Origin of the sequence: Shewanella scandinavica (genome assembly GCF_031932065.1) — a bacterium.
Lineage (GTDB): Bacteria > Pseudomonadota > Gammaproteobacteria > Enterobacterales > Shewanellaceae > Shewanella > Shewanella baltica.
The window spans coordinates 91678-117310 of the sequence record NZ_JAUOES010000010.1; the positions used below are offsets into that span (position 1 = coordinate 91678).

18 protein-coding genes are annotated in these 25633 nt (G+C 46.0%); 12 read left to right on the top strand and 6 right to left on the bottom strand.

The window, feature by feature from the left end; all coding sequences use genetic code 11:
* Positions 1–3: 3 nt before the first annotated feature.
* Positions 4–2451 (top strand): putative metalloprotease CJM1_0395 family protein, encoded by a 2448-nt coding sequence (locus tag Q4Q50_RS10925; protein WP_311899291.1) that lies wholly within the window; start codon positions 4–6, stop codon positions 2449–2451.
* A 40-nt stretch (positions 2452–2491) separates the two neighbouring features.
* On the opposite strand, the gene Q4Q50_RS10930 is transcribed toward Q4Q50_RS10925, so the two are convergent.
* The 4 genes from Q4Q50_RS10930 to cmoA all read right to left on the bottom strand — a co-directional run bounded on the left by Q4Q50_RS10930 (position 2492) and on the right by cmoA (position 7480).
* Positions 2492–3400 carry a LysR family transcriptional regulator gene (locus Q4Q50_RS10930; RefSeq protein ID WP_311899292.1) on the bottom strand — a complete coding sequence of 303 codons (909 nt, stop codon included), beginning with the start codon at positions 3398–3400 and terminating at the stop codon, positions 2492–2494.
* A 203-nt stretch (positions 3401–3603) separates the two neighbouring features.
* Positions 3604–5466, bottom strand: a complete 1863-nt coding sequence (locus tag Q4Q50_RS10935; RefSeq protein ID WP_311899293.1) for a peptidase M3A — start codon at positions 5464–5466, stop codon at positions 3604–3606.
* 293 nt (positions 5467–5759) lie between these two features.
* Positions 5760–6752 (bottom strand): tRNA 5-methoxyuridine(34)/uridine 5-oxyacetic acid(34) synthase CmoB, encoded by a 993-nt coding sequence (gene cmoB, locus Q4Q50_RS10940; protein ID WP_311899294.1) that lies wholly within the window; start codon positions 6750–6752, stop codon positions 5760–5762.
* The gene (gene cmoA, locus Q4Q50_RS10945) at positions 6749–7480 is read right to left on the bottom strand and encodes a carboxy-S-adenosyl-L-methionine synthase CmoA (RefSeq protein ID WP_311899295.1); all 732 of its coding nucleotides are present in this window, start codon (positions 7478–7480) and stop codon (positions 6749–6751) included. The genes cmoB and cmoA overlap by 4 nt, the downstream gene beginning before the upstream one ends.
* Positions 7481–7630: 150 nt before the next feature.
* Between cmoA and Q4Q50_RS10950 the strand changes: the two genes are divergently transcribed.
* The 11 genes from Q4Q50_RS10950 (at position 7631) to Q4Q50_RS11000 (ending at position 22223) form a co-directional block, all read left to right on the top strand.
* Complete coding sequence (locus Q4Q50_RS10950; RefSeq protein ID WP_311899296.1) at positions 7631–10441, top strand: transporter substrate-binding domain-containing protein; 2811 nt, start codon at positions 7631–7633, stop codon at positions 10439–10441.
* A gap of 184 nt (positions 10442–10625) precedes the next feature.
* The gene (gene aspS, locus Q4Q50_RS10955) at positions 10626–12404 is read left to right on the top strand and encodes an aspartate--tRNA ligase (protein ID WP_311899297.1); all 1779 of its coding nucleotides are present in this window, start codon (positions 10626–10628) and stop codon (positions 12402–12404) included.
* A gap of 307 nt (positions 12405–12711) precedes the next feature.
* Positions 12712–13458 (top strand): YebC/PmpR family DNA-binding transcriptional regulator, encoded by a 747-nt coding sequence (locus tag Q4Q50_RS10960; RefSeq protein ID WP_259529602.1) that lies wholly within the window; start codon positions 12712–12714, stop codon positions 13456–13458.
* Between the two features lie 119 nt (positions 13459–13577).
* Positions 13578–14099 (top strand): crossover junction endodeoxyribonuclease RuvC, encoded by a 522-nt coding sequence (gene ruvC / locus Q4Q50_RS10965; protein WP_006081743.1) that lies wholly within the window; start codon positions 13578–13580, stop codon positions 14097–14099.
* Complete coding sequence (gene ruvA, locus Q4Q50_RS10970) at positions 14096–14713, top strand: Holliday junction branch migration protein RuvA (RefSeq protein WP_006081742.1); 618 nt, start codon at positions 14096–14098, stop codon at positions 14711–14713. Before ruvC ends, ruvA begins: the two co-directional genes overlap by 4 nt.
* Before the next feature lie 47 nt (positions 14714–14760).
* A complete protein-coding gene (ruvB, locus tag Q4Q50_RS10975) occupies positions 14761–15765 on the top strand; it encodes a Holliday junction branch migration DNA helicase RuvB (protein WP_006081741.1) in 1005 nt (334 codons plus the stop codon).
* Between the two features lie 994 nt (positions 15766–16759).
* Positions 16760–19321 (top strand): TonB-dependent receptor plug domain-containing protein, encoded by a 2562-nt coding sequence (locus Q4Q50_RS10980; protein ID WP_220590326.1) that lies wholly within the window; start codon positions 16760–16762, stop codon positions 19319–19321.
* A gap of 261 nt (positions 19322–19582) precedes the next feature.
* Positions 19583–20263, top strand: a complete 681-nt coding sequence (gene ssoR, locus Q4Q50_RS10985) for a response regulator transcription factor SsoR (RefSeq protein WP_311899300.1) — start codon at positions 19583–19585, stop codon at positions 20261–20263.
* A gap of 224 nt (positions 20264–20487) precedes the next feature.
* Positions 20488–21615: a M14 family metallopeptidase gene (locus Q4Q50_RS10990; protein ID WP_311899301.1), complete on the top strand. Its 1128-nt coding sequence runs from the start codon at positions 20488–20490 to the stop codon at positions 21613–21615.
* A 12-nt stretch (positions 21616–21627) separates the two neighbouring features.
* The gene (locus tag Q4Q50_RS10995) at positions 21628–21945 is read left to right on the top strand and encodes a hypothetical protein (protein ID WP_006081737.1); all 318 of its coding nucleotides are present in this window, start codon (positions 21628–21630) and stop codon (positions 21943–21945) included.
* Positions 21942–22223, top strand: coding sequence for a YeaC family protein (locus Q4Q50_RS11000; protein ID WP_006081736.1), 282 nt, complete (start codon positions 21942–21944; stop codon positions 22221–22223). The genes Q4Q50_RS10995 and Q4Q50_RS11000 overlap by 4 nt, the downstream gene beginning before the upstream one ends.
* A gap of 276 nt (positions 22224–22499) precedes the next feature.
* Here the strand turns inward: Q4Q50_RS11000 and ansA are convergent, their stop codons facing one another.
* Complete coding sequence (ansA, locus tag Q4Q50_RS11005) at positions 22500–23513, bottom strand: asparaginase (RefSeq protein WP_006086774.1); 1014 nt, start codon at positions 23511–23513, stop codon at positions 22500–22502.
* 137 nt (positions 23514–23650) lie between these two features.
* Positions 23651–25498, bottom strand: a complete 1848-nt coding sequence (sppA, locus tag Q4Q50_RS11010; RefSeq protein ID WP_311899303.1) for a signal peptide peptidase SppA — start codon at positions 25496–25498, stop codon at positions 23651–23653.
* Between the last annotated feature and the right edge of the window lie 135 nt (positions 25499–25633).

Genomic DNA, 25633 nt, shown 5'->3' on the forward strand with positions numbered 1-25633 from the left:
ATCATGTCGGTTGTGGCGCTATCACCTAAGGTTGGAGCGCCATCCTCTTCATTTTCGGCACATGATAAGACGCTAAGCACTGATTTAAGCCAAAGACACAGTCAAAGCAAGACTCACGCTAATAGCACTTATCAAGGAGTCAGCACTCAAGCAGGCTCCGCAAAACTTGAAGCGAGTGGTGCCTATGAACCACATTTTACTGGAACCTCAACCGCTCCGGTTAAAGCTTCGGCTATTGCTCCATTAGTAACTTACGTTTCTCAATCTCTCCACTCATCACCGAATGTATCTTTTAACGCGAGTTCTTCGGCTGCTAGTTCATTGCAATCGAGCGCTCAAACATTTTCTGCAATGCCTGCAGCTATATTATCAACGCCTTTATTCAGCGATACAAATACCGCGACACCTATAAGTTCAAATGTCGCAGGTATTGATGCTTTAAAAGCGCCGCTTGCAATTGCGGATGTTACGCCTGTATTACCACCAGCGTTCAATGGCGCAAGTCAAGCACTAAAGGCCAATCCTTTTGCTGAATCAAGGCCGCAGATTACTCTTCCTGAAGCCAATGCTCCTCAAGCAAATGTAGCTCAAGTCAATGGGTTAAAAGATCGGGCAAGTTTGCATGCGGATGCCAGTTTTAGCTTGTTAACGGGGCCAAGGTCCATTTCTGGTGTACGCGGGGGACAAATTGCTACACCTGTGTCGACTTCGGCATTTTCATCAATCACGAGTACTATAGGAACTAGCCTTGGAGCAAACGCCTTATCTACAACAAGTCCGAGTCTTAGTGTCACGAGCAGTATTGCCGCTGATATTTTTACGCCTACGAGTTCATCAATTAATACGACTGGCACAGATCTTCCCGCTTTTAATCCAACGAATACGGGCAGTGCTTTTCCAATAATGCCTGATTTAGCCGCAGTGTTTGGGCCACAAACTGTTTTTACTGGCGCTGCGGTAGTTGACTCCTCCACCTCTAACTCGGCAGGAAACAGCTCTGTAAATAACACTTCTGGAAATATAATTAGTAATAGTTCAGCAGCGAGAACAGTGACTGTTGAGCAATCAAACGCTGCACAAGCAGTAGATCAATCCGCTCGCAATGAAGTGGCTCAACCAACATTGTTGGAACAATTTACCCAGGTTTTCGGTGACGCTAAGGCTCAAGTCAGTCAGGTAGAAAATCCTGCTATAGCGTCTAACCCCGATGATCGCCAGCAAGCCTTAGCCGCTGTTTTTGCTAAAAATGATAATCAGCTTGAAAAGCTAGCACAGGAAGAAGCGTCGCAGAAACAGCAAGCTGTGGCAGCGGAACAAGCAAAGCAACAACAATCACAAGCGCAATCAGAGGCACAGCAGGCTCAGGAGCAAGCAAAGCAAGCCCAAGAAAAAGCGCAGGCGCAACAGCAACAACAAGTTGATTCACTTAAGGCCAGAGATTCTGAGGTTAAAGCCCATGAACATGCTCATGCTACCGTAGGCGGGCAGTACGCTCAGAGTCCGAGTTTTAAGTATGAGAAGGGTGCCGATGGCCAACGTTATGCCACCGATGGTGAAGTGCAGATTGATGTTTCTCCAGTGGGAGGCGACCCGCTCGCAACGATAAACAAAATGAAGCAAGTGTACGCGGCGGCAATGGCTCCGGTTGATCCTTCTTCTGCGGATATTCGCGTTGCCGCTGAAGCCTTGCAAAAAATGAATGAAGCTAAGGTGATGCTGGCAGAGGAGCGACAAAAACAAATTGTTGACTTGCAAACGACTCAAACATTAATAGGCGCCGATACGCTGATTAAAGCGCTACCGCCGTTACAAGAACACACACCCGTAGTTACGGGTGCGGTCGACGAATCAGGTAATATCGCTCAGCCCCAAAGTGCCGTCTCAACACCAGTCTCAGATGCAGTTGACAAGCTCATTCAAAGGGTTGAAGCGCAGACGGCCAAAACTACTGCGACGACTGACACAAGTTCTGGTATTAGTTCGGAAACTCAGTCTAATATCTCGAGTACCAGCGGCTCAGTTAATACGTCAACGACAGTGGAAACCATTGAGCCGCCGACTGCAACCTTAGCATTTGGAGAAGCATCAAGTACTGTGAATTTAGCGACCCGTTTTATTCCAAGACCCGATAGCACAGCAAGTCGTTATTATGCCGCGGTTGCACAAGCCAGTATTGGGCCTTCAGTCCGCGTTGACGTAACGCCGCAAGCCAATATTCAGCCTTCTAATCTCGCTCCTGTAAATGAGCTGCCTAATCATGCGCAATCCGCTACTGTTCTGCCAATTCTGGCCGCAAAAGATACCAGCAAGATAAACGAGCCGCCATCAAGTTTCAGTGCGTCACTGCAGAGTGAGTCAAGTGCTGAAGATAATGCATCGCAACAAGCAGGATTGATCCAGCCGCAATACTTGGGTCAACAACCAGCACGCTATGTTGATTTTAGTGTGTAAGTTTAAGCTTTAACAATTCCCATGATTTGGTTTTATGCTATTAGTTGCTATTCGTCGGTTCAATTCCATGCTGTTTTAAAATCAATGAGGCAAGCAGTTTGGATGCTGGTCCTTGTTGATCCCTATTGGGGATCACTAGGCTCAACATGATGCGGCGTTTTTGACTGCCATCAAGATGTAAACGCACTAACTTGCCGGAAGCTAATTCTTCTTGGACTAAAAAAGACGGGATCCAACAGAAGCCAATACCTTGGTTAAGAATGACTTTTGCCTCGTGGAAGTTAGAGACTGTCCAGCGCTGCTCAGCTTTGAGCCAGCCGATATCAATATTAGATTGCACGCCAGTATCTTTGATCACTAACTGTAAATACTGTGCCAGTAGTTTATCGTCTTCAATTGTGCCTAAGTCCGCGAGTGGGTGACTTGGATGACAGACGAGGTAGAGTTCTTGTTCACATAAGGGTTCGGATAAATACCCTTTAGGCGGTACCCCTGCACAGATTGCAATATCGACTTTACCCTGCAGAATGAGCTCTTGGGTGCCAGTGATCACAGAATCCAGCATGATGATGCGTGTGCCACGGCTGTGGGGCAGAAATGCATTGAGGGCACACACTAAGCTTTCCATCGGATAGATAATTTCACGGGCAATCGTGAGTGTCGGCTCCCATCCTTGTTCGAGATTACTCGCGAGCTGTTCTAACTCGTTGACGGCTTGGGTGACATGCCGTGAGCGGCGCAGTAGTACTTCGCCTTGCTGAGTGAGATAGGCTTTACGGCCTTTGACTTCGAGTAGTTCAATACCCAATTGATGCTGTAATTTGGCAACCGCATGGTTGAGTGACGATTGACTCTTGTTGAGTTTTTCGGCCGCTTGAGCATAGCCGCCAAAATCGACGACCGCTTGCAAAATGCGCCATTGTTCTAAGGTAGATTTAGCTCGAGTCATTATAATCTCAAAAAAACGATAGATTGAGGCTTATAGTGGCCACTTCTTACGACTTTTTCAATTAAATATCATAGAGTCAGTCATTCTCACGACATACTGCTAGCTATGTCGTGCTAAGTTATTGAGGTGTTCGAGAGGCGAATCATGACGATTAACTGTGTTTGCGCCCGAGCGAGTCACAAACACAGCTTATGCATTCACTTTTAAAACGCACAAGAACCTGTGGCGTTGAAAGCTTGATTGTCAGAGCTACCAGCATGTTCCGAAGCGGTGCGATTGGAGATCCTTTGGATCAGCGAAGCGCTATCAACGGACGCACCAATGATGGCATTCAATTGTTCACTTACGTTTAAAGCGTCTTCATTGACAACTAACAAATTGAATAATTGAAGTTTGTCTTGGCAGCCTAATGTTGCTTGATCAATCAGCTGGGCTAACGATACTTGCCAGAGTGATTGGTAGTAAAGTGGACCTTCGTTGGCGATAGCATTGAAACTATAGGGATAATCCTTGGTTTGCAGCCAGTCTTGACCAAAGCTAGCACTAAACTCTGCACCGATATCCGGATAGACTTGTGAATTTACATCTTGATAAAAGTTGACTGCAACCTTAGCGCGAAAGACTTTGAGCTGTTTCGAATAAGCTTTAGCCAGTGTTTCACGCTCTTGTAAATAGCTTTGCTCAAATTGCGGAAAGAGTTGATGGCGCAGTACTTCAGCTAACCAGAGACTCGCCACAAAATGGCTATCCTGACTTTGTCCCATGGCATTGTTGAGGTAAAAATGGCTCGCTTTAGCAAGGGAAGTCACTGCTTCTGCGATGGATTCGGTTAACTGTTCAATGTCTTTGTAGTTACTCAGTTGCGGCTTAAGATCCAACGCCTGTTGTCCAAATTGCTGGCCGAGTATACTTTGGCGCAATGTCTGCTGTTGACTACTTTGCTGTGGATTTTGGTTGTACGCCACATAGATTTCACCCAACAATCTTTGCTGGTGGTAGACCCTGACAATATGCGGCCGATTAGGATCGGTTGGTGTTTTCTCGGCGTTGGCGGTTGCTATGGTCTCAAACTGCAAACCAAACACTTGCAGATAAGTAAAGCTGCGACTCAAGACGTCTGAGGTCTGCCATGTGGGGCCCTTGGCTGATGCTTGTTGTGACAGAGTACGTCCAATATCCCAGGGAGCCACTTGCAAATCTTGGGTTTGGCTATCAAGAAAGGCTTTGACCAACTCAGGGGATGATAACTGCTGCGAACTAAGCGCTAATGCGCTGTAATCGGTAAAGCCTGCCGCAGTGGCGGCTTGTTGGCGCTGCTCTGCAATTCGCTGTAATGCCGTTTGATTGGTTTCACTCGCTCTGGCTTGGTAGGCTTGCCATACATTTTGGCGACATACGGCGTTTTCCTGTGTCAGTAAGTAGCTGACGATAGTGCCCGAAAAATCGCTTTGCTTTGCACTGCTGCGCTTCGGCTCGTCACTTTTATCCTCTTCTTTATGCAGATGATGTTGCTGCTGAGTCGCTTCGGGTTGGCATTGGCAGTCATTGAAGGCAAGACTAAATTGTTGGCTGCCTAACCCTTGGCCTATGCTGGCCTGCGCTGTATGCAATTTCGCTTTTTCCTCGGCACTCCAATGCTGTTGTAGTAACTGTTTAAGCTGTTGGCTCAACAGTATTTGTTCTGCATTACCTTGGGCTAAAGCGTAAGCAAGTTGGCCAAACTCTGCTTGGTTTATAAGTTGCGACAGAGTATCGGCGAGGTGTAACTGGCATTGGAGTAAGCCTTCGCGTTCTTCACTCGGTAAGTTAAACCCACGGTAATAGTTGAGCCTGTCGTTGATATTATTAAGCCCTATCGTCTGTTGCTCAAAAATAAGCGCCTGCTGAGCCAAGGTTAATTGTGCTGTTGTTAAGCGTGCGTTGGCGAAGGCAGATGCAAGCTCAATGTTTGGCAAACGCAGACATTGCTCCACTAAGAGGGGGACAGGACTTGGCGCTGCGTAGGCGGCATTTGTAGCATAAAGGCTCAAGCCAAGCAGGCTAACCAGTAAAGTGGATTTTAACATGGGTTATGTGTTCTGCATTTGTGATGGAATGAGTTAACTTTGGCTTAGTATCTAATTGAGCTAGCTTCAAGTCATTGTTATGCATGAAACCCTGTTATGTTATGGATGTCAACGGTAAGGGTGAGAGTCGCAAATGTATTGCTATTCAGGAAGGAGTCACAATGAGCGGCTGAACACTTTTATATTCCAGATAAACGAGAGGAATAGTGATCTTTCGGCGATTGATATCAGCCATTACCCACTCGAACATTGAGGACGCTATGGCTGATATTTGCTGACTTCAGACTGAAAGTTCAGGTTAAATCTTGATTAGGTTGATTTTTCACTGCGATAATCGTGGCGCGTTTGGGCGCAGGATAACCTTCAACTGTTTTGGTGATGTCGTTAGGATCCAAGTACTCAACCAGTGACTCGTTAGGCATCCAGTCGGTACGGCGTTGCTCAGCAAGGGCTGTGACATCGGTATCGACACAACGTATGTCGGTGAAATCACACTTCTTTAACCAGAGCATGAGCGCGGCAACTGACGGAATGAACCATACATTATTCATTTTGCCATATCTATCTTGAGGCACGAGTACGGCATTTTCGTCTCCATCTATCACTAAGGTTTCTAGCACGAGCTCACCACCGGTGCGCAATTGATCACGCAGCTGTAACAAGTGATCTATAGGCGAACGTCTGTGATACAAAACACCCATGGAGAAAACTGTGTCAAATGCATCGAGCGGTGGCAGCTCTTCAATGCCAAGGGGTAACAAGTGCACAGGGTGATGTGTGCCCGCTAAACGTTTGACTGCTTCAAACTGACATAAAAACAACGGCGAAGGGTCGATACCGACGACACGTTTGGCACCTGAGCCCAACATGCGCCACATGTGGTAACCACTGCCGCAACCGACATCGAGCACAGTGCGGTTTTTCAGCGGCGAAATATGTTGCTTAACGCGGTCCCATTTCCAGTCACTGCGCCATTCGGTATCGATATGGATGCCATGAATGTGGAAAGGGCCTTTACGCCATGGCATAAACAGACGCAGTAGGTTTTCTAGCTTCTCTTTTTCACCAGGGCTGAGTTGCTCGCCGCTACCGACGGTCACGCTATCGATAAAATCTATTTGATCTGGTGCAGGATAGTGCAGCTTGTTGAGCACTTTTTCCCACTTTGGCAGGTTACCGTGTTTATGCTCCCGTTGCCATTGACCTAAAATGCTCGGTAGGGTTTCGAGCCAGTGTTGTAGATTTGAATCGGCGATTTGTTGGTAAAACGAGCTAAAGCTGATCACTTGATGGCCACCATAGAAGCAAAGTTAAAGCATTGGAACCAGAGACTAAAGTGACTAAAGCCTTGGCTGGTGAGTCGTTGTTGATGCGTGGTTAAGGTGTCTGGCTTCATGACATTTTCCAGCGCACTGCGTTTTTGGCTGATCTCGAGTTCGCTGTAGCCATTAGCGCGTTTAAAGTCTAAATGCTGTTCTTCCAATAGGGTTTGGATCGGGGCATCTTCGAAGCGAATTTTTTCTGACAGCACTAATATCCCACCGGGGTTTAGGCCCTGATAAATCTTGGCTATCAGGGTTTCTCTGTCTTCTGGCGGTAAAAACTGCAAGGTGAAATTGAGTACCACCAGTGAGGCATTTTGAATATCCATATCGCGAATATCACCGCAAATCAGATCGACGTCAGTATCGCTAACATAGGCATTCAGGTTTTCTTGGCAGCGGGCAACCATAGATTCACTGTTATCCACGGCGATAATGCGACATTGGCGACCTTGGATTTGGCGACGAATACTTAAGGTCGCGGCGCCGAGTGAGCAACCCAAATCGTAAATTTGAGTATTTGGCATGACGAAACGATCTGCAAAATCGCCTATGGTATTGATAATTTGCGTATATCCAGGCACAGAGCGGCGGATCATGTCACTGAACACGCCTGCTACACGGTTATCAAACTGGAAATCGCTAATATGCTCGCTCGCTTGAGCGTAGATAGTGTCTTGAGAAACGTTCATCTGAGATTTTTCATGGGAATTCAACCCGGCATTTTAACGAATCCGATCGATTAGCAGCAAGTCTCATACTGGTAATTTGCGATAAATTTTTGTCTAATACGCCATAGATAACAAAATCGTTACATGTACATCAAGTACTAAGGGCTCAACTTGAAGTTTGTGATCCACTTAATCGTGATCTTGTGCAGCTGTTTTTTGAGCATAACAGGGCAGGCAAGTCCATTGCCCGACGAGCCATTAATCGTGGTGATGGGTGAAGATAGCTTTCCCTATCAATATGTCGACAACGATGGCGAGCCGACTGGACTACTGGTCGATTTATGGAAAGAGTGGGCGAAACAAAGCCATACCCAAGTAGTTTTTGTGGCGCGCCACTGGCACGAGTCCCTTGATCAACTGCGGCAAGGTAAGGCGCAAGTGCATATCGGCATGGGGAAAACTCCAGAGCGTGAGCAAGAGTTCGACTTTGCTGTGCCCATCGCCGATGTTGGTACCTTTTTGTATTTGCATAAATCCCTGCAGGGTAAAAAGTCCACTAAAGAACTCATTCCCTTTCAAATTGGTGTGGTGGCGGCTTCATCCCACGAAGCGGAATTGCACCGTATCGAACCTCAGCTCGTGTTTAAACGTTACGAAAGTCGTGAGAAATTACTCACTGGGGTTGCCGCTGGTGAGATTATGGTGTTTGCGGGCTTAGAAGGTTATTTGAAAGATCCCGCTTCATCCCAAGAGGTTGCTGCGAATTATCCCAATACGGCGCGAATCCAAATTAAGGCGATGCAATTTGTTCCTGCAGTGAAAAAGGGCAATCTTGATTTAGTTGACAGGATCAATAAAGGTTTCACCGCGCTCGACCCGCACTTTATCCAACAAACAGAGCGACGATGGCTTGGCTACCAACGTCAACAAGCTGGGATTGTTATTTCCATGCAACTGGGCGCCGAGCCTTTTGTGGACTTAGGTGTTGATGGTTTACCCCATGGCTTGTATGTGGACATGTGGCAATTGTGGTCCGAGAAGACCGGTATCGCCGTTGATTTTATTTCTGGCGATATGAACTCCAGTGTGGATGACGTGCGCCGAGGTCTTGCCGATGCGCACATTGGTTATCCAGAGAGTGATGATGTCAAAACTGGGCTTAATCGGGCTTGGCACTTATATACGGTTAAGAGCCGCTTATTTCTCTTTCAGCAGCAGTTGACCGATTTAGACAGCTTAAAGGGTAAACGTATTGGTGTGGTGCCGACGGCGCCTTATCTGGTTGAGTTACGTAAAGCCTTACCCCAAGTAGCACTGCGCTATTACGATAATATGGATGCCATGGTCGCGGGCGCAAGATCGGGCGAGATTGTCGGCTTTGTGGCTTCGGGTGCATGGACATCCCATTATTTACTGCTCAATAAAGGCTGGTCTGACTTTAGCCAGTACCCCGATCTCGAATTTAGCACCAACATTTATGTGCTGACTCGCAGTGATGATCCTGGTCTGACGCAGCGGATCGCCAATGGGTTTAACAGTATTAGCAATCAAGAGTTTGCCGATATTGAAAATAAATGGATGCTCAATCCTAAAGATCATGTTTTTACTCAAGCTGATCGCCACGTCAGCCTAAGCCCTGCAGAACAGGCCTATGTGGAAAGTGTAGGTGAGCTTAAAGTGGGTTATTTAAAGCAGTGGCCGCCGATGGAGTTTATGGATGAGCAGGGCGAGTTTGCGGGGATCAATAGCGATATTGTCAAATTACTCAAGGAACAGCTCAAACTTAAGCTGACGCCCGTTGCCTTTGATGATTGGCATTCGTTAATCGAGGCGTTGCAAAAGGGCGAGGTAAGTTTAGCCGGCAGTGTCGCCCAAACGGCAGAGCGCCAGCAGCGTTTAGCGTTTAGTGAGGCTTATTGGCCATCGCCGTGGGCATTGGTGTCGCAATTGGAGCAAGTCTCGGTATTCAATATTGCCCAGCTTGCAGGGCAAAGGGTGGCCGTGGTCGAGGGCTATCATTTGGTGGCGCAATTGATGAGTCTGGAACCTTCACTCAAGTTAGTGATAGTGCCAAATACGCAGGCGGGATTGGCGGCGGTGACGAAAGGCAATGCGGATGTGTTTATCGATAAAGTGGTGACATTGGCCTCCGAACTTAAAACCAGTCACTACCCGACGCTGAAAATGTCGCTGCTGAGTGATCTTGCCGATCAGCATAGCCATATTGGTGTTTATCCTCAGTTTGCGCCGCTGGTGCCAATGATTAACAAAGCCTTAGCCTTGATTGATACTCAGCATCAGCAGCAAATTTATGCGCGTTGGGTGTCATTTTCTGTCGTGACAGAGAGTGCTAAATATCTGCAATGGCTGCGTTATATCGTATTTGGCGTGATAATCTTGTGCTTAGTGATGGTGGCAGTGTTGTTAGTAAATCGCCGCTTAAATCGTGAGATCACTCAGCGATTAGTGGCTGAAAAACGTTTGCTGCATGTGGCGAACCACGATGCTTTGACTCAGTTACCTAACCGCGCCTTGCTCGATGACAGATTAGCCCAAGCTTTGCTGTCCCATCAGCGCGAGCAAGCGCATTTTGCCTTGCTATTTATCGATCTGGATGGGTTTAAACAAATTAATGATCAACATGGTCATCCGATTGGCGATGAATTACTGGTACAGGTCGCCCAAAAGTTAACCAAGGTTATCCGTGGCTCAGATACCGTGGCGCGATTTGGCGGCGATGAGTTTGTTATCCTGCTAAATCGTGTGCAAGATCTCGATGCTGCAACCCAAGTTGCTGATAATATTCTACAGGCACTGTCGAGCCCTTTGCTTATTCAAGGTGTCAGTGTCAGCATAGCGGTTAGTATGGGCGTGGTGATTTACCCCCGCGATGGTGATACCGCGATAGGCTTATTGAAAAAAGCCGATCAGCTGATGTACCAAGCAAAAAGTTGCGGCGGGCGTTGTTATCGCTCAGCTTGATGTTTTTTTGAACGCTCATGCTCAGATAGTGCGTTCGCCTCTAGTCAAGGGCGTAAAACTGTTTGATACTTCACCGCCTAAGTGTGAAGTACTTTGGTAATCGGCATTATTTTACTATAATGTCGCTTTTATCTCGTTTTGATTATTTCCAAAGCACCGGTTTCCGGATAAAGGATAGAGTTAGATGCGCAGTCATTATTGTGGAGACGTCAATAAGTCTCACGTTGGACAAGAAGTTACCTTGGTAGGTTGGGTTAATCGTAGCCGTGATTTGGGTGGCGTTGTCTTTTTAGATTTAAGAGACAGAGAAGGTCTGATCCAAGTGGTCTATGATCCAGACTTACCTGAGGTGTTCAATGTCGCCAGCACGCTGCGCGCCGAATTTTGCGTTCAGGTTAAAGGCCTAGTTCGCGCCCGTCCTGACAGCCAAGTCAATGGTCAAATGAAGACGGGTGAGATTGAAGTCTTAGGCCAAGCCTTGACTATCATCAACGCTGCCGATCCACTGCCATTGAGCATGGATAACTACCAGAACAACAGCGAAGAGCAACGTCTTAAGTATCGTTACTTAGATTTACGTCGCCCAGAAATGGCGCAGCGATTAATTTTCCGCGCTAAAGTGACCAGTTCTGTGCGTCGTTTCCTCGACTCAAATGGTTTCTTAGACATAGAAACACCGATCCTGACCAAGGCAACCCCAGAAGGTGCCCGCGATTATTTAGTACCAAGCCGTACTTATAAAGGTCAGTTCTTTGCCTTGCCACAATCGCCACAGCTGTTTAAACAGTTGCTGATGATGTCAGGCTTTGATCGTTACTATCAAATCGTAAAATGCTTCCGTGATGAAGATTTACGTGCCGACCGCCAGCCAGAATTCACCCAAATCGATATCGAAACGTCTTTCATGAGCTCTGAGCAAGTGATGGCGAAAACCGAAGAGATGATGCGCGGTCTGTTCCTTGAAATGCTGAACGTCGATCTGGGCGAGTTCCCGCGCATGACCTACAACGAAGCGATGCGTCGTTTCGGTTCCGATAAGCCAGATTTACGTAACCCATTGGAGCTGGTGGACATTGCCGATTTACTCAAAGAAGTCGAATTTGCGGTATTCTCAGGCCCTGCTAACGATGAAGAAGGCCGTGTTGCTGCACTGCGTATTCCAGGCGGCGCTGCACTGTCTCGTAAGCAAATAGATGATTACACGAAGTTTGTTGGCATCTATGGTGCTAAAGGCTTAGCGTGGATGAAGATTAATGACCTAAGCCTTGGCTTAGAGGGCATTCAATCACCTGTGCTGAAATTCTTAAACGAAAGCATAGTCAATGAAATCGTCAGCCGCACTGGCGCACAAACTGGCGACATTATCCTATTTGGTGCTGATCAAGCGACTGTGGTTGCCGAATCTATGGGCGCACTGCGTCTTAAAGCGGGCGAAGACTTTGATTTACTTGAAGGTCAATGGCGTCCACTGTGGGTGGTTGACTTCCCGATGTTTGAGAAGATCAACGGCAGCTTCCACGCGGTTCACCATCCATTTACCGCACCGCGTGGCGTAACCGCAGCAGAACTTGAAGCTAACCCAGCCAATCGCGTTTCTGATGCTTACGATATGGTATTAAACGGCTGCGAATTAGGCGGTGGTTCAGTGCGTATCCACAACCAAGAAATGCAGTCTGCGGTATTCCGTATTCTGGGTATTACCGACGAAGAAGCTAAAGAGAAGTTCGGCTTCCTGTTAGAAGCGCTGCGTTACGGTACTCCGCCACATGCAGGTTTAGCGTTTGGTTTAGACCGCATCATCATGTTGATGACGGGCGCAAGCTCAATCCGCGATGTGATGGCGTTCCCGAAAACGACTACAGCCGCTTGTCCGCTGACTAACGCACCAGGATTTGCAAATCCGCAGCAGTTAGCTGAACTTGGCATTGCCGTGGTTGAGAAAGCCGTTAAAACGGAAGACTGATCTTTTGTAACAGGACTTTTGTAAATTGATCCTATGCAAATTGATCTTATTCAAGTCGACGTTGTGTAACTCGTTTTGTGAAAGGCGATTGGCATTAGTCGATTGGCGTTAGTCGATTAGCATTAGTCCTTGTAAGTTATTTTTAGTCGTACCGAAAACCGAGGCGCAAGCCTCGGTCTGTTTTAGTGAACCGTCATTTCTTTGCTTATCATATCTGTTAGTTCAATTCTAAATAGCCGTTATTCAATCCATTACACCTCGGCTCTTGATAAGCTATGCGATGACACCTAAGTTAAGGAGACTTCCCATGGCAGGTCACAGTAAATGGGCCAACATTAAGCACCGTAAAGCAGCTCAAGATGCTAAACGCGGTAAACTCTTTACTAAATTCATTCGCGAATTAACCGTCGCAGCCCGTGAAGGCGGCTCAGATCCCGATTCCAATCCACGATTACGTGTCGCCATTGATAAAGCCCTCGGTGGCAATATGACCCGCGATACGGTTGAGCGCGCGATTAAACGCGGCGCCGGTGAGTTAGAAGGTCAGCAACTCGAAACCATTCTCTATGAAGGTTATGGCCCAGGCGGCACCGCTGTGATGGTCGAAACCATGACGGACAATCGTAATCGGACTGTGAGCGGTGTGCGCAATGCGTTTAGTAAATCGGGCGGTAACTTAGGCACGGATGGGTCGGTTTCTTATCTGTTCACTAAGCGTGGGGTGTTATCCTATGCGCCGGGAACCGATGAAGATGCATTGATGGAAGCGGCGCTTGAAGCGGGTGCGGAAGATATCGTCAGCTATGATGATGGCGCGATTGATGTATTCACCGATCCCGTTGATTTCTATACGGTGAAAGATGCACTCGATAAAGCTAGCTTTGTAACTGATAACGCTGAAATCGCTATGATCGCCTCGACGAAAGCTGAGCTTGATCTAGACACCGCCGAAAAATTTATGCGCCTTATCGATACCCTTGAAGATCATGACGATGTGCAAGAAGTGTATCATAATGCGGAAATCTCCGATGACGTGATGGCAAGCCTAGGTTAGTTGACAGTGAGCTGGATTTGGGCGTCAATCTAGACCAATTTCAGCTCGCACACGCTAACGTAGGGCACTCGCTAATCCAGGAACTGAGACGAACATTCAGATCCCATATAAGGCATTAAATGGCAATTATTTTAGGTGTTGACCCAGGTTCACGGATCACAGGCTACGGCGTGATCCAATGTCAGGGACGGCATCAGATTTACCTCGGCAGTGGCTGTATTCGCACTTCGTCTGAAGAGCTTCCTGGCAGGCTTAAGCAAATATTTGATGGGATCACTGAGATTATTCGTCAGTATCAACCGGACGAATTTGCGATTGAGCGAGTATTTATGGCAAAAAATGCTGATTCTGCACTCAAGCTTGGCCAAGCACGCGGCGCGGCCATTGTCGCCGCCACTGTCGCCAATTTACCTGTGGCAGAATACAGTGCGACTCAAATTAAAAGCGCAGTCGTTGGCACGGGGCGAGCACAAAAAGCCCAAGTACAACATATGATCCAACAACTACTTAAATTACCCGCAGCCCCACAAGCTGACGCCGCAGATGCACTCGGTGTTGCTGTGTGTCATTATCACACCAGCCAGAGTTTAATCGCATTGAGTGGCCGGGCAACGGCAAGAACATACGGACGGTACAGATGATAGGTCGTTTAAGGGGCGTGTTAGTTGAGAAACAAGCGCCAGAAATTTTGATCGATGTTAATGGTGTGGGTTACGAGTTGCAGATGCCGCTCACCAGCTTTTATGAGTTGCCTGAAGTTAACCATGAAACTATGGTCTACACCCACTTTGTGGTGCGTGAAGATGCACAGTTACTCTATGGTTTTATCACTAAACAGGAAAGGGCGTTATTTCGCTTATTGATCAAGACCAATGGCGTGGGTCCCAAGCTCGCACTGACCATTTTATCTGGTATGACTGCAGGTGAATTTGTCGGTTGTGTTGAGCGTGATGACATAGTGACCTTAGTGAAATTACCCGGTGTGGGTAAGAAGACCGCCGAGCGGTTACTGGTAGAAATGCGCGATAAGCTCAAGAGCTTGATGGAAGCCTCAGCAGGTTCAGAGCGTGAGTTTGTGCTGCAATCTAATTACTCTCCTGCGCCGACTGTTAATAGTGCTGAAGAAGACGCCATTTCAGCTTTAATTTCGCTGGGTTATAAACCGCCGCAGGCGAGTAAATCAGTTTCTGCAGCCTACAAAGAAGGTATGGATTCAGAAACCCTGATCAAAGCTGCCCTTAAGTCGATGCTTTAATTGAATAATGATGATAATTAAGATGAAAGCTGCGAGAAGGAAGAACAATGATTGAGGCAGACAGACTCATCCAGCCGCAGATCCAAGCTCAAGATGAATCCATCGACAGGGCAATGCGCCCTAAAATGCTCGATGAATACACGGGCCAAGATGACACTCGGGCACAGCTCAAGGTGTTTATTCAAGCGGCGAAGAATCGCAACGAAGCCTTAGACCATATGTTGATCTATGGCCCGCCAGGATTGGGAAAAACTACCTTGGCTATGATTGTGGCGAACGAGATGGGGGTAAACATTAAATCTACCTCGGGGCCGGTGCTTGAAAAAGCGGGGGATCTCGCAGCTCTCCTGACTAATCTTGAATCCGGTGATGTGCTATTCATCGATGAAATCCACCGATTAAGCCCTGTGGTAGAAGAGATTTTGTATCCTGCGATGGAAGATTATCAGCTGGATATCATGATAGGTGAAGGGCCAGCAGCGCGTTCCATCAAGCTTGATTTACCGCCGTTCACTCTAGTGGGCGCGACAACACGGGCAGGGGCATTAACCTCACCACTGCGGGCGCGTTTTGGGATCCCGCTGCGGCTTGAGTTCTATAACATCAAAGATTTAAGCACCATAGTCACGCGTTCGGCGCAGGTAATGGAGCTGGATATTGATGCCGAAGGCGCATTTGAAATCGCACGCCGTTCCCGCGGTACGCCGCGAATAGCTAACCGATTGCTGCGCCGTGTGCGGGATTACGCGCAGGTGAAGCATGACGGCGCAGTCACCAAGTTTGTGGCAGAACACGCTTTAGACTTGCTAGATGTGGATAGCGAAGGCTTCGATTATATGGATCGCAAATTGTTACTGGCTATTATCGATAAATTTATGGGTGGACCAGTAGGACTAGACAACTTAGCCGCAGCCATCGGCGAAGAGCGTGAAACCATTGAAGATGTGTTAGAACCTTTCTTGATCCAGCAAGGGTTTATCCAACGCACGCCCCGCGGCCGCATTGCAACCGCACGGGCATACCAGCATTTTGAGTTGATCAAACCTGAATAGCCATCTGCTTGATAATACCGATAATGAAAGGCGACCTAAGTGGTCGCTTTTTAATGGGTGAAATTTAACTTTGGTTACAATAGGAGTGAGATTTTGGCAAATCGAATAGCGTTTGAAATGGCGTTAAATATAAGACTTTTTAAAACTTGATAGCTATGAGTTTCTCATCATTAAGTTGTATCAGCATTCCAGGGCGCCTCGTCTTTTTTAGCTCAGTATTTAGACGATTACAATAGATTTTATACAGAAAATTGTATATTTATAGTTAATTGACGCGAACCTAAATTAATTAACAAATGTATCTATTTAGTTTGTTTATTGAGCAGAAATATGAACTATCCACTATCAAAATTGATTTTTATTCTGAGATTAACTTAATTTAATAATTTGCCTTAGGTTACTAAATCCTCAACACAAATACTCACTACAGTTATCTTTTGCTAGGGTTTGGTATACGGAATAATTTGTAGCAATATTGTTGAAATTTCGAAGGTGATTTTCTTTGTGTGCATAAATAGCACAATTGATACTGTTTGTATCTTCTGCTATGCACTGATTTAGCAAGGTTATCTCCATAATTATGGCTGCATATAAGTTACTAATGTTCATGACTATGCAATTTAAGTGGTGCTTAATCAGTATCTCATTCCAGTTTGCGGCTCTCGCTTGAATAATTAAATGTGATCTTTATCACACTTTTTGATGCCGAACATGTTTCATAAAAGTAACTCGTTAACAGTGTTAATCACTTATTAATTATCATCATTAAGACTTAGCTTCTGATAAATTATATCGATTAAGTTTTATCGAAAATAAAAACCATCAAATAAAACAAGTTAACTCACATTTATTAACATCAATTTTTGATTGGTTAATATTTTGAGTGTTGACGGAGTTAAAGTGAATCCTCAGTATCGAGTGCAACACTAGTACATCAATAGTTGTACAAGCTGTAAGCATAAAAATAATAGTAAGATCTAGGGAGCATTCATACATGATCAAAAGAACCAAAGTAGCGTCGGCTATTAACTTAGCTATCGTTGCATCTATCACTTCAGGTGCATTTGTAACGTCAAGCGCATTTGCTGCGGAAGAAAAAGCAAAAGTTGAACGTATTGAAGTCACGGGTTCACGCATTCAGCGCCAAGATATGGAAACAGCTTCTCCTGTAACCGTTATCGATGCTGCTGCGATTAAAGCAGAAGGTTTCACTTCTGTTGACCAAATGCTACAAGTACAAACTTCAATGGCTGGTGCTGCCGTAGGTTCAACGACAAACAACGGTGCAGACGGTGTTGCACAGGTTGATTTACGTGGTATGGGTTCTCAACGCACCTTGGTACTACTGAACGGTCGCCGCATGGTGAACTCGGGTTCTGGTGCCAATAGTTCGGTTGATTTAAACTCGATTCCTGTTGCTATGATTGCCCGTGTTGAAATTCTGAAAGATGGCGCATCAGCCGTTTACGGTTCAGATGCGATTGCCGGTGTAGTAAACATTATCACTAAGAAAGACTTTGAAGGCTTCCAATTAGACTTCAACGGCAGTGGCACTGATAAAGGCGATGGTGAAAGCGGTGATGTCAGTGCATTGTACGGTTTCAACACCGATGGTGGTAATTACACTTTTGGTGCCGCTTATGCAGACCGTCGTGGCGTGATTCAGGGGGATCGAGATTGGTACGACCCACTCGATAATACGAGTTCAATTATTCCAACTGGTGCATTAAACCAGAAGGTAATTGATGCGAATGGTAATTGGGTTAACAGAGCCACTGGTTATGATTATTCGAATGACGTTTACTTCCAAACGCCAAGCGAGCGTCGCAGCCTATTTGCAAATATGACACAAGAGTTAGGTAATGATGTGGTATTGACGGCTGATGCTATCTATACCAATCGTCGCTCTAACCAACAGCTTGCGGCACAGCCTGCGCAAATCAAGTTAAATGTTTGCGGTGACCCAAGAGTGAAAGATCCAACAGCTGGTTGCCTTAATCTTGACCAAGGCATGGTTGATGCAGGCATTAAAGCTGATGCCCGTGGACAAGTGCAATATAACAGACGCATGAATGATGTTGGACCTCGTATTTACAACCAAGATACCGATACTTGGCGTTTATCCGCAGGCTTAGCGGGTTCTTTGGACGTTCATACTGGTATGAACTGGAATGTGGATTACACATTTGGTAAGAACGAGGCTAAAACTGGCGTTGATAACTCTATTAACGCAACATTAATGGCCGCTTCTATTTATGCAGATCCATATGCGTGGTTTGAAGGTTCTCCACTGACGAATGAGATGAAGGACGTTTCTTATGACGAGAAATCAACTGGCGGCAATGAACAACAAACTTTGTCTGCAGGTTTGAATGGTGAACTTTTCGATTTAAGTGCAGGCGCAGTGGGTTTTGCAATCGGCGCTGAATACCGCCGTGAGAGTGGTTTTTTTAATCCTGATCCAGTAGTTGTCGCTGGTGATAGTACTGCTGCTCAGCAAGATCCAACAAGCGGTAACTACAACGTTATCTCTATCTTCCAAGAAGTGAGTGTGCCTTTTACCGAGAAATTAACCGGTGAATTTGCACTGCGTTTAGATGATTACTCAACATTTGGTAAAGCTACAACGTGGAAAATTGGTTTGACTTATGTAGCATCTGATGAACTTATGTTGCGTACCGTTGCTGCTACAGGCTTCCGTGCGCCAAGTGTTGCTGAATTATATGGTGGTAATTCAGGTTCCTTTGATTATTTAACTAACCCTTGGTTACCTCTGAATGAACAAACAGGACAGATTCTAGTTAACCGCACATCAGATAAAGATCTAAAACCTGAAGAATCTGAATCATATACTGCTGGTTTAGTTTACTCACCAAGCTATATCGATGGCATGTCTCTGACTTTAGACTACTGGCGTTTCAAAGTAACTGATGCTATTGCTCGTGCAGATGTTCAAGTCGGTTTAGATGCTTGTCATAAAGGTGATGCTGAAGCATGTAGCACATTCAATATTACTGCCGATGGTGATTTGTTTAATTTAACGAGCGCATTAACAAACGTTGGATCACAGGATACTAGTGGTATTGATTTCAACTTAGCTTATAGCTTTGCATTGTTTGGGTTAGACTGGAAAGTCAGCAATGACACCACATATCTCATCAATTATGAGCAAGATGGTGAAAACTATACTGGCACTATCGATGGGAACTTCGGTGCTTACTCTCGTGTTCGTAACAACTTCAGCATTTCTGCGGGTCAAGATGACTGGAGTGTAATGTACTTCAACCGCTATATCCGTTCTATGAATGATAATTACACTGACTATGATGTGAATGATGAACCATTTGCTGCGGTAAGAGGTGTTGATTCTATTCTGTATCACAATATTTCAGGGACTTATCACGTAAATGACAGCACCACAGTTAGCTTAGGTGTTAAGAACTTTACTGACGAGAAGCCGCTATACGTTACTAACGGTAGTGATGCTGGTACAGTTCCAGAAGTGTACGACACCATTGGCCGTACTATATACGGTGGTGTAACGGTTAAGTTCTAAGCTAAGTTAATACTCTTAGTGTTTAAAAAGCGCCTTAGGGCGCTTTTTTATTGCGAAATGGAACCAGACACAGATTTTTGAGTGGTTAACCATCATTTAACTCATCACTTTTATATAGCCAATTTTCGTTTAATTTTCCCTTCCTCTCGTATTTTGTTCACAGTTTCCAACATCACACTTCTTAACGAATGTAATAGGTCTAGAGTCATCTCGATTCGCATGGTAATATAAATGATATAGATTCTCGTTTGGGTTTTAAGGATGAGTAAAATACTCTTAGTCGATGATGATCCCTTGTTTAGTGTGTGGTTGGCCGATGCCTTGGGCACGCAAGGACATGAAGTTGCATGTGCAGTAAATGGTGTTGATGGTTTGGCATGCATTGAAAGCTTTTCACCCGACATCATAGTGCTTGATTTAGTCATGCCACAAATGAATGGTTTTGAGCTGTTAAAAGCGCGGGAATGCTCAACGCCGGTATTGATGATATCAGCACGGGATAATGAAGACGATCGCATCACAGGTTATGAATTGGGGGCCGATGATTTTTTGAGTAAACCATTTAGCATCAAAGAGCTATTTGTTCGCTTACGTGCTTTAGAGCGGCGTCTTTGTTCTCGTCAATCTCAATCACCGCAAATAGCGACAGTGGCGGCGAAAGTGATTAACTTTGATGATATGAGTTATAGGATCACCATTGGCACACGGTATGTCGATTTGACTCAAACCGAATTTAAATTATTTAAATATCTGTTTGAAAGAAAAGGTCAAGTCATCACGAAACAAGAGTTGCAACGCTCAGTATTACAAAAAGATCTGGGCCGATTTGACCGCAATCTCGATATGCACATTAGTAACACGCGCCGTAAATTAGCTAACATTAGCTTGCCGCGTAACTTAATCAATACAGTGCGAGGCCAAGGTTATAGTTTTATGGCTTAACACCATCGTTTACTACCTCGTTAACGGCTAAGTTTGACGGATGTTTGGCGTGAAACTTGGTCAATAAAAGGTCGACTGCAACGGCCTTGACTGAATTTACTGGCTTTCGTTTTCCCCTTGGGATGTTTTGGTTTATCCTATCGGCCATATAATAAAATGTGCCGCGTGCTATCAGTCGCGTGCCATTAACAGCCCTTAGCTTTAACAACCTATTAGGAATCATTATGCGGATCAGTGCCAACTTTGATGGCGGAAATATCCAAGTCGTCAATCTTGATAATAAAGACGATATTCAACTTGCTATTCGTCCCGATGCGGGCGGCGAGTTTTATCAATGGTTCAATTTTCGATTCGAAGGTGAGGTGGGTAACCATTACACCTTAAATATCATCAACGCGGGGACGGCTTCCTATACCAAGGGATGGGAAGACTATCAAGCAGTAGCCAGTTACGACCGTCAGCATTGGTTCCGTATTCCTACACAGTATAAAGACGGCAAACTGAGCATTAGCTTAGAGCTGGATTGCGATGCGATTCAAATCGCTTACTTTGCGCCATACAGCTATGAGCGTCACTTAGATTTACTCAGCAGCGCCCAGTTACACCCAGATGTCAATTTAGAGCATTTGGGCCTGACCTTAGATGGCCGCGATATTACCCTCATGAAAGTAGGGAATGGCGATCCTTCTAAACGCAATATTTGGATCACCGCCAGACAACATCCGGGCGAAACCATGGCTGAATGGTTAGTCGAAGGTCTCGTGAATCGTTTACTCGATAATGATTGTCCAACAGCGAAAGCGCTACTTGATAAAGCCAATTTTTATATAGTGCCGAACATGAATCCCGATGGCAGTGTCAGAGGCCATCTGCGCACCAATGCGATTGGGATTAATCTTAACCGCGAGTGGCAAACGCCGAGTTTAGAAAAGAGTCCGGAGGTGTACCACGTCGTCAACAAGATGCAGCAAACCGGTGTCGACTTGTTTTATGATGTCCACGGCGATGAAGGCTTACCTTATGTGTTTCTCGCAGGTTGTGAGGGCGTGCCTGCCTACAATGATAAGCTGGCACAGCTGCAAGTGGACTTCAGTCAAGCATTAACCTTAGCCAGTGCCGATTTCCAAACTCAGTTTGGCTATGACAAAGACGAGCCAGGCCAAGCGAATCTAACGGTTGCGTCTAATTGGGTCGCTCAGACCTTCGAGTGTTTATCCAATACCCTCGAAATGCCTTTTAAAGACAATAACAATCTGGCCGATCCTTTTGTGGGTTGGTCGCCAGAGCGCAGTATTTATTTAGGTGAAGCATCGCTTATCGCCATGCTCGCCGTTGTTGATAAATTACGTTAGGGCGAGGCTGATATGGCATTAATTGAATGTCCAGTGTGTCGCAAGCGGATGTCGAGTAAGGCGCCTTCATGTCCCCATTGTCAAGCGAGCACCAATGGGGACAATGAGTCTTTATCGCGCATTAGTCATATTCAAAAGTCCAGCAGCTTAATGAATCAGAGTTTTGTTGCTATGACCTTGTTTATTGCTGGTGTGGTGATTTGGTTTTGGGGTGGTGAACCTGCCGAAGGTATGCGGGCGAATATCGCTGGAATATGCTTTGTGTTTGGTTTTGTGGGTTATCTCATCACACGAGTCAGAATCGTGTTACATAAGCGGAAAAGTGTATGACAGATATTAATCAAGTGATCGATCAAATGCCCATTGAAGTCTATGAAAGGCTTCGTAGTGCAGCAGAGCTGGGTAAGTGGGAAGATGGCACTGTGTTAAGTGAAGCGCAGCGTGAATCGACCCTGCAGGTCGTGATGTTGTATCAAGCACGCAAGCTGGAGCAAACTGAGCATTTCACTATTGCGCCTGACGGTAAAATCAATGAATTGTCTAAAGCCGAGCTGAAAAAGCAATTCCGCGGTGAGCCGATTGCTGAGTTTAAAGTGCAGGATTTATAAATTGCTCACTGACTTCAAGGTGGTTTGTGTTTGCTAAGATGTTAGGCGTGGATCTAGGACTAGCTATTTATGTGACGCTAACATTGATTTAGTATCAACTAATTTCAATCCAAAAGCCTCTGTAAATAGCTCTCTGTAAATAGCTCTCTGTAAAAGCACCGAGACAAGCACTCATTTGACGTCGTTTAATCTGAGTTTAAATAAAAAAGCCCATTAAATATGGGCTTTTTTGTTGCTAGTGATTGAGAACTACGAACAGATTAAAAGACACTATCTTTAATCTATGCTCAATTCACCGACCAAGTTTTGTAACATGGCTGCTTTTATCTCCGCTGGCTGCAAATTTTTCGATAGTAAATAATGCAGTTTTGCCAAGGCCGCTTCTATGGTCATATCGGCGCCACTGATCACGCCCGCTTTAGCGAGTGCATTGCCCGTGGCGTAGCCGCCCATATTCACCTTACCTTGGAAGCACTGGGTAAGATTCACCAGCACTATGCCACGTTCATCCGCTTGCCTTAAGGTTTTGAGTAAAGCGGCATCTTGCGGCGCGTTACCCACACCAAATGTCAATAGTATGAGGGCTTTAACCGGCTGCTGCAGAATGTTCTCAAAAATCTGTGTCGAGATCCCTGGATACAAGGTCACCACACCCACAGGCTGCGGACTGATATGCGCCACTTCCAATGGGGTATCGTTGGCTACGGTGATCTTGCCTGCGCGCAGATTGATTTTGATCCCAGCTTCTAGCAGTAGCGGGAAGTTAGGCGAAGCAAAAGCATCGAAGCCATCGGCGTGTGCCTTAGTCGAGCGATTACCTCGAAAGAGTTTGTTGTTGAAGAATAAACACACTTCTGCGACCGGATAATTCGCTGCAATATAGAGTGAGTTTAATAAATTGGTTTGACCGTCTGAGCGCAGCTGGGCGAGGGGGATTTGCGAACCTGTCACTATTACAGGTTTTGACAAGCCTTGCAGCATAAACGACAGCGCCGAAGCCGTGTACGCCATAGTGTCAGTGCCATGGAGGATCACAAAGCCATCGTATTTATCGTAATTAGCTTGTATATCGTCGGCGATCATCTGCCAATCGGTCGGTGCCATATTGGAAGAGTCGATAAGCGGGCAGTATTCGTGGATCACGAATGTCGGCATTTCTTCATGGTAAAACTCAGGCATAGATTGCACGCACTGAGTCAGGAATCCCGCCACAGGGACGAAGCCGTTATCGGTCTTTTGCATACCGATGGTGCCGCCAGTATAGGCAACATAAATGGAGCGTTTAGTCATTCTTGTCGTTTTCTTAGCTTCAAGTGGCCGAATTATACGATTTAACTGACATAAACCCAATAAAAAAGCCCGGAGATCCGGGCTTTGTCTTTGTCATCATCTTGAAGTTGCGAGCAGCAACCTAGACGCTGGCAGCTTTAGTTCATCATGTTGCAAGTATCGCAGTAGATGTAGACGTTATTTGGATCATCAAAAGAGGTTAACGTTTTCAAGCTGCTGGTCAATTGCGCTAGCATTTGCTCTAACATTGATGACTGGCTCAGTGAGGCGGGCAGGTAGCTCGATACTGAGGCAAACATCTGTTGCATAAAGCGTTGCTCGGGTGTCAGTTCTTGTTCGATAACGCGGGTATCAAATAGCGTCATATCCGCGAGTTTAGCGGCTTTAGCTATCGCCTCATCTAAATCACCCAGTTCATCGACTAAGCCAAGCTCAAGGGCTTTTTTACCACTCCAAACACGGCCTTGGGCAATCTTATCGACTTGTTCAATGGTCATTTTACGTTCTTTAGCGACCAGCGAGATAAAGTCTAAATAGCCACGTTCAATATGACGTTGGATAATCGCTTCAACTTGCGGTGACAGCGTGCGCGTCACAGACAATCCCGCCCATTCCGATGTTGATACGCCATCGGTATGCACGCCTATACTGGCCAGAGAATCTTCGAAGGTGGTGATCATGCCGAAGATCCCAATTGAGCCCGTGAGCGTGGTTGGCGTTGCGAAGATATAGTCGGCACTGGCTGAAATCCAATAACCACCCGATGCGGCTAAACTGCCCATACTGACGACAACAGGTTTGCCAGCCGCTTTAAGTGCCAGCAATTCTTGACGAATTTGCTCCGAGGCAAAGGCACTACCGCCAGGGCTATCGACGCGCAGCACTAAGGCTTTAACGTGTTTATCGAAACGTGCCTTACGTAGCAGCTCGGCAGTGCTTTCGCCGCCAATTTGGCCCGCAGGTTGAGTGCCGTTCAGAATCGTACCGCTTGCGACAATAATGCCGACACTGTCTTGCTCAACAAAGCTTGGCAATGGCGACACTAAGGTTAAATAATCATAAAAACTCACTTGCTTGAAACTGTCACCGCTGCTGGCCTTGCCCACGGTTTCTAGCATGGTTTGACGAAAATCTTCCGTGGTCGCTAAGCTATCAACCCATTTCATGTTGATGGCCATTGCCGCAGAGTCCCCATTGGCTTTATCGAGCTCGGCCAAATAAGTGGTTGCATCGGGCACTAGCGAGTTAGGCTCAATATTGCGATTGCCTGCGACAGTCTGGGTGTAGCTTTGCCATACATCGGCTAAAAGCGCGCTGCTGGCTTCGCGAGCGGCATCGGACATATTGTCACGCATGTAGGGTTCAACCGCAGATTTAAAAGTCCCTACGCGGAAAATATGCGCTTTAACTTTGAGTTTATCTAAGGCTGATTTGAAGTACTGGTTGTACATACTCAGGCCATCAAGCGACACGCCGCCTTGGGGATTGAGGTAAATGGTGTCGGCAAAACTGGCGAGGAAATATTGATTTTGTTCGTAGTAATTGCCGATGGCGACCACTTTTTTACCGCTTTCTTTAAAGCGGTTAAGTGCATCACCAATAGATTGCAGCTTGCTGATCCCGGCACGTTTCAAATCGGCTAGATCAAGTACTAGGGTACTAATCCTTTGATCTTGCGCGGCATTGTCAATCACATACAGCACATCGGCGAGCAGAATTTCCCCATCGGCGTTGGCATTTTGGCCTTGCTTGAATGCGGCTTCTAAGGGATCAACCTGTTGTTTCTGATCGACAATCGAGCCGGCCAGATTAAGCACCAGCGCCGAGTTGTCTTCTACTTGGATATCTTCGCTGCTGCCAATAGAAATAATGATGGTGGCTAAGATGCCAAAAAAGATCAGATTGAGGATCAGTTTACGCGTCCCGTTGAGGGTGTGCCAAATAAACAAACATATTCTCTTGAAAAACGATGGGTTAGCGGACATCTGCCACTCCTTTATAAGTCCAATCTGCCAATGCTAACTGAAAATGGCGCTACAGGCTAAACACAATTGTAAAGGATTTTGACTGATGGCCTCGATCCAACGGTTGAGCTTAGATTTGACTCAAGGTATGCTGAT

What these genes read in the sequence shown, in the direction of transcription:
- Q4Q50_RS10925 (WP_311899291.1), top strand. Translation starts at nt 4, where the DNA reads ATGTCGGTTGTGGCGCTATCACCTAAGGTTGGAGCGCCATCCTCTTCA.
- Q4Q50_RS10930 (WP_311899292.1), bottom strand. Translation starts at nt 3,400, where the DNA reads ATGACTCGAGCTAAATCTACCTTAGAACAATGGCGCATTTTGCAAGCG.
- Q4Q50_RS10935 (WP_311899293.1), bottom strand. Translation starts at nt 5,466, where the DNA reads ATGTTAAAATCCACTTTACTGGTTAGCCTGCTTGGCTTGAGCCTTTAT.
- cmoA (WP_311899295.1), bottom strand. Translation starts at nt 7,480, where the DNA reads ATGAACGTTTCTCAAGACACTATCTACGCTCAAGCGAGCGAGCATATT.
- aspS (WP_311899297.1), top strand. Translation starts at nt 10,626, where the DNA reads ATGCGCAGTCATTATTGTGGAGACGTCAATAAGTCTCACGTTGGACAA.
- Q4Q50_RS10960 (WP_259529602.1), top strand. Translation starts at nt 12,712, where the DNA reads ATGGCAGGTCACAGTAAATGGGCCAACATTAAGCACCGTAAAGCAGCT.
- ruvC (WP_006081743.1), top strand. Translation starts at nt 13,578, where the DNA reads ATGGCAATTATTTTAGGTGTTGACCCAGGTTCACGGATCACAGGCTAC.
- ruvA (WP_006081742.1), top strand. Translation starts at nt 14,096, where the DNA reads ATGATAGGTCGTTTAAGGGGCGTGTTAGTTGAGAAACAAGCGCCAGAA.
- ruvB (WP_006081741.1), top strand. Translation starts at nt 14,761, where the DNA reads ATGATTGAGGCAGACAGACTCATCCAGCCGCAGATCCAAGCTCAAGAT.
- Q4Q50_RS10980 (WP_220590326.1), top strand. Translation starts at nt 16,760, where the DNA reads ATGATCAAAAGAACCAAAGTAGCGTCGGCTATTAACTTAGCTATCGTT.
- ssoR (WP_311899300.1), top strand. Translation starts at nt 19,583, where the DNA reads ATGAGTAAAATACTCTTAGTCGATGATGATCCCTTGTTTAGTGTGTGG.
- Q4Q50_RS10990 (WP_311899301.1), top strand. Translation starts at nt 20,488, where the DNA reads ATGCGGATCAGTGCCAACTTTGATGGCGGAAATATCCAAGTCGTCAAT.
- Q4Q50_RS10995 (WP_006081737.1), top strand. Translation starts at nt 21,628, where the DNA reads ATGGCATTAATTGAATGTCCAGTGTGTCGCAAGCGGATGTCGAGTAAG.
- Q4Q50_RS11000 (WP_006081736.1), top strand. Translation starts at nt 21,942, where the DNA reads ATGACAGATATTAATCAAGTGATCGATCAAATGCCCATTGAAGTCTAT.
- ansA (WP_006086774.1), bottom strand. Translation starts at nt 23,513, where the DNA reads ATGACTAAACGCTCCATTTATGTTGCCTATACTGGCGGCACCATCGGT.
- sppA (WP_311899303.1), bottom strand. Translation starts at nt 25,498, where the DNA reads ATGTCCGCTAACCCATCGTTTTTCAAGAGAATATGTTTGTTTATTTGG.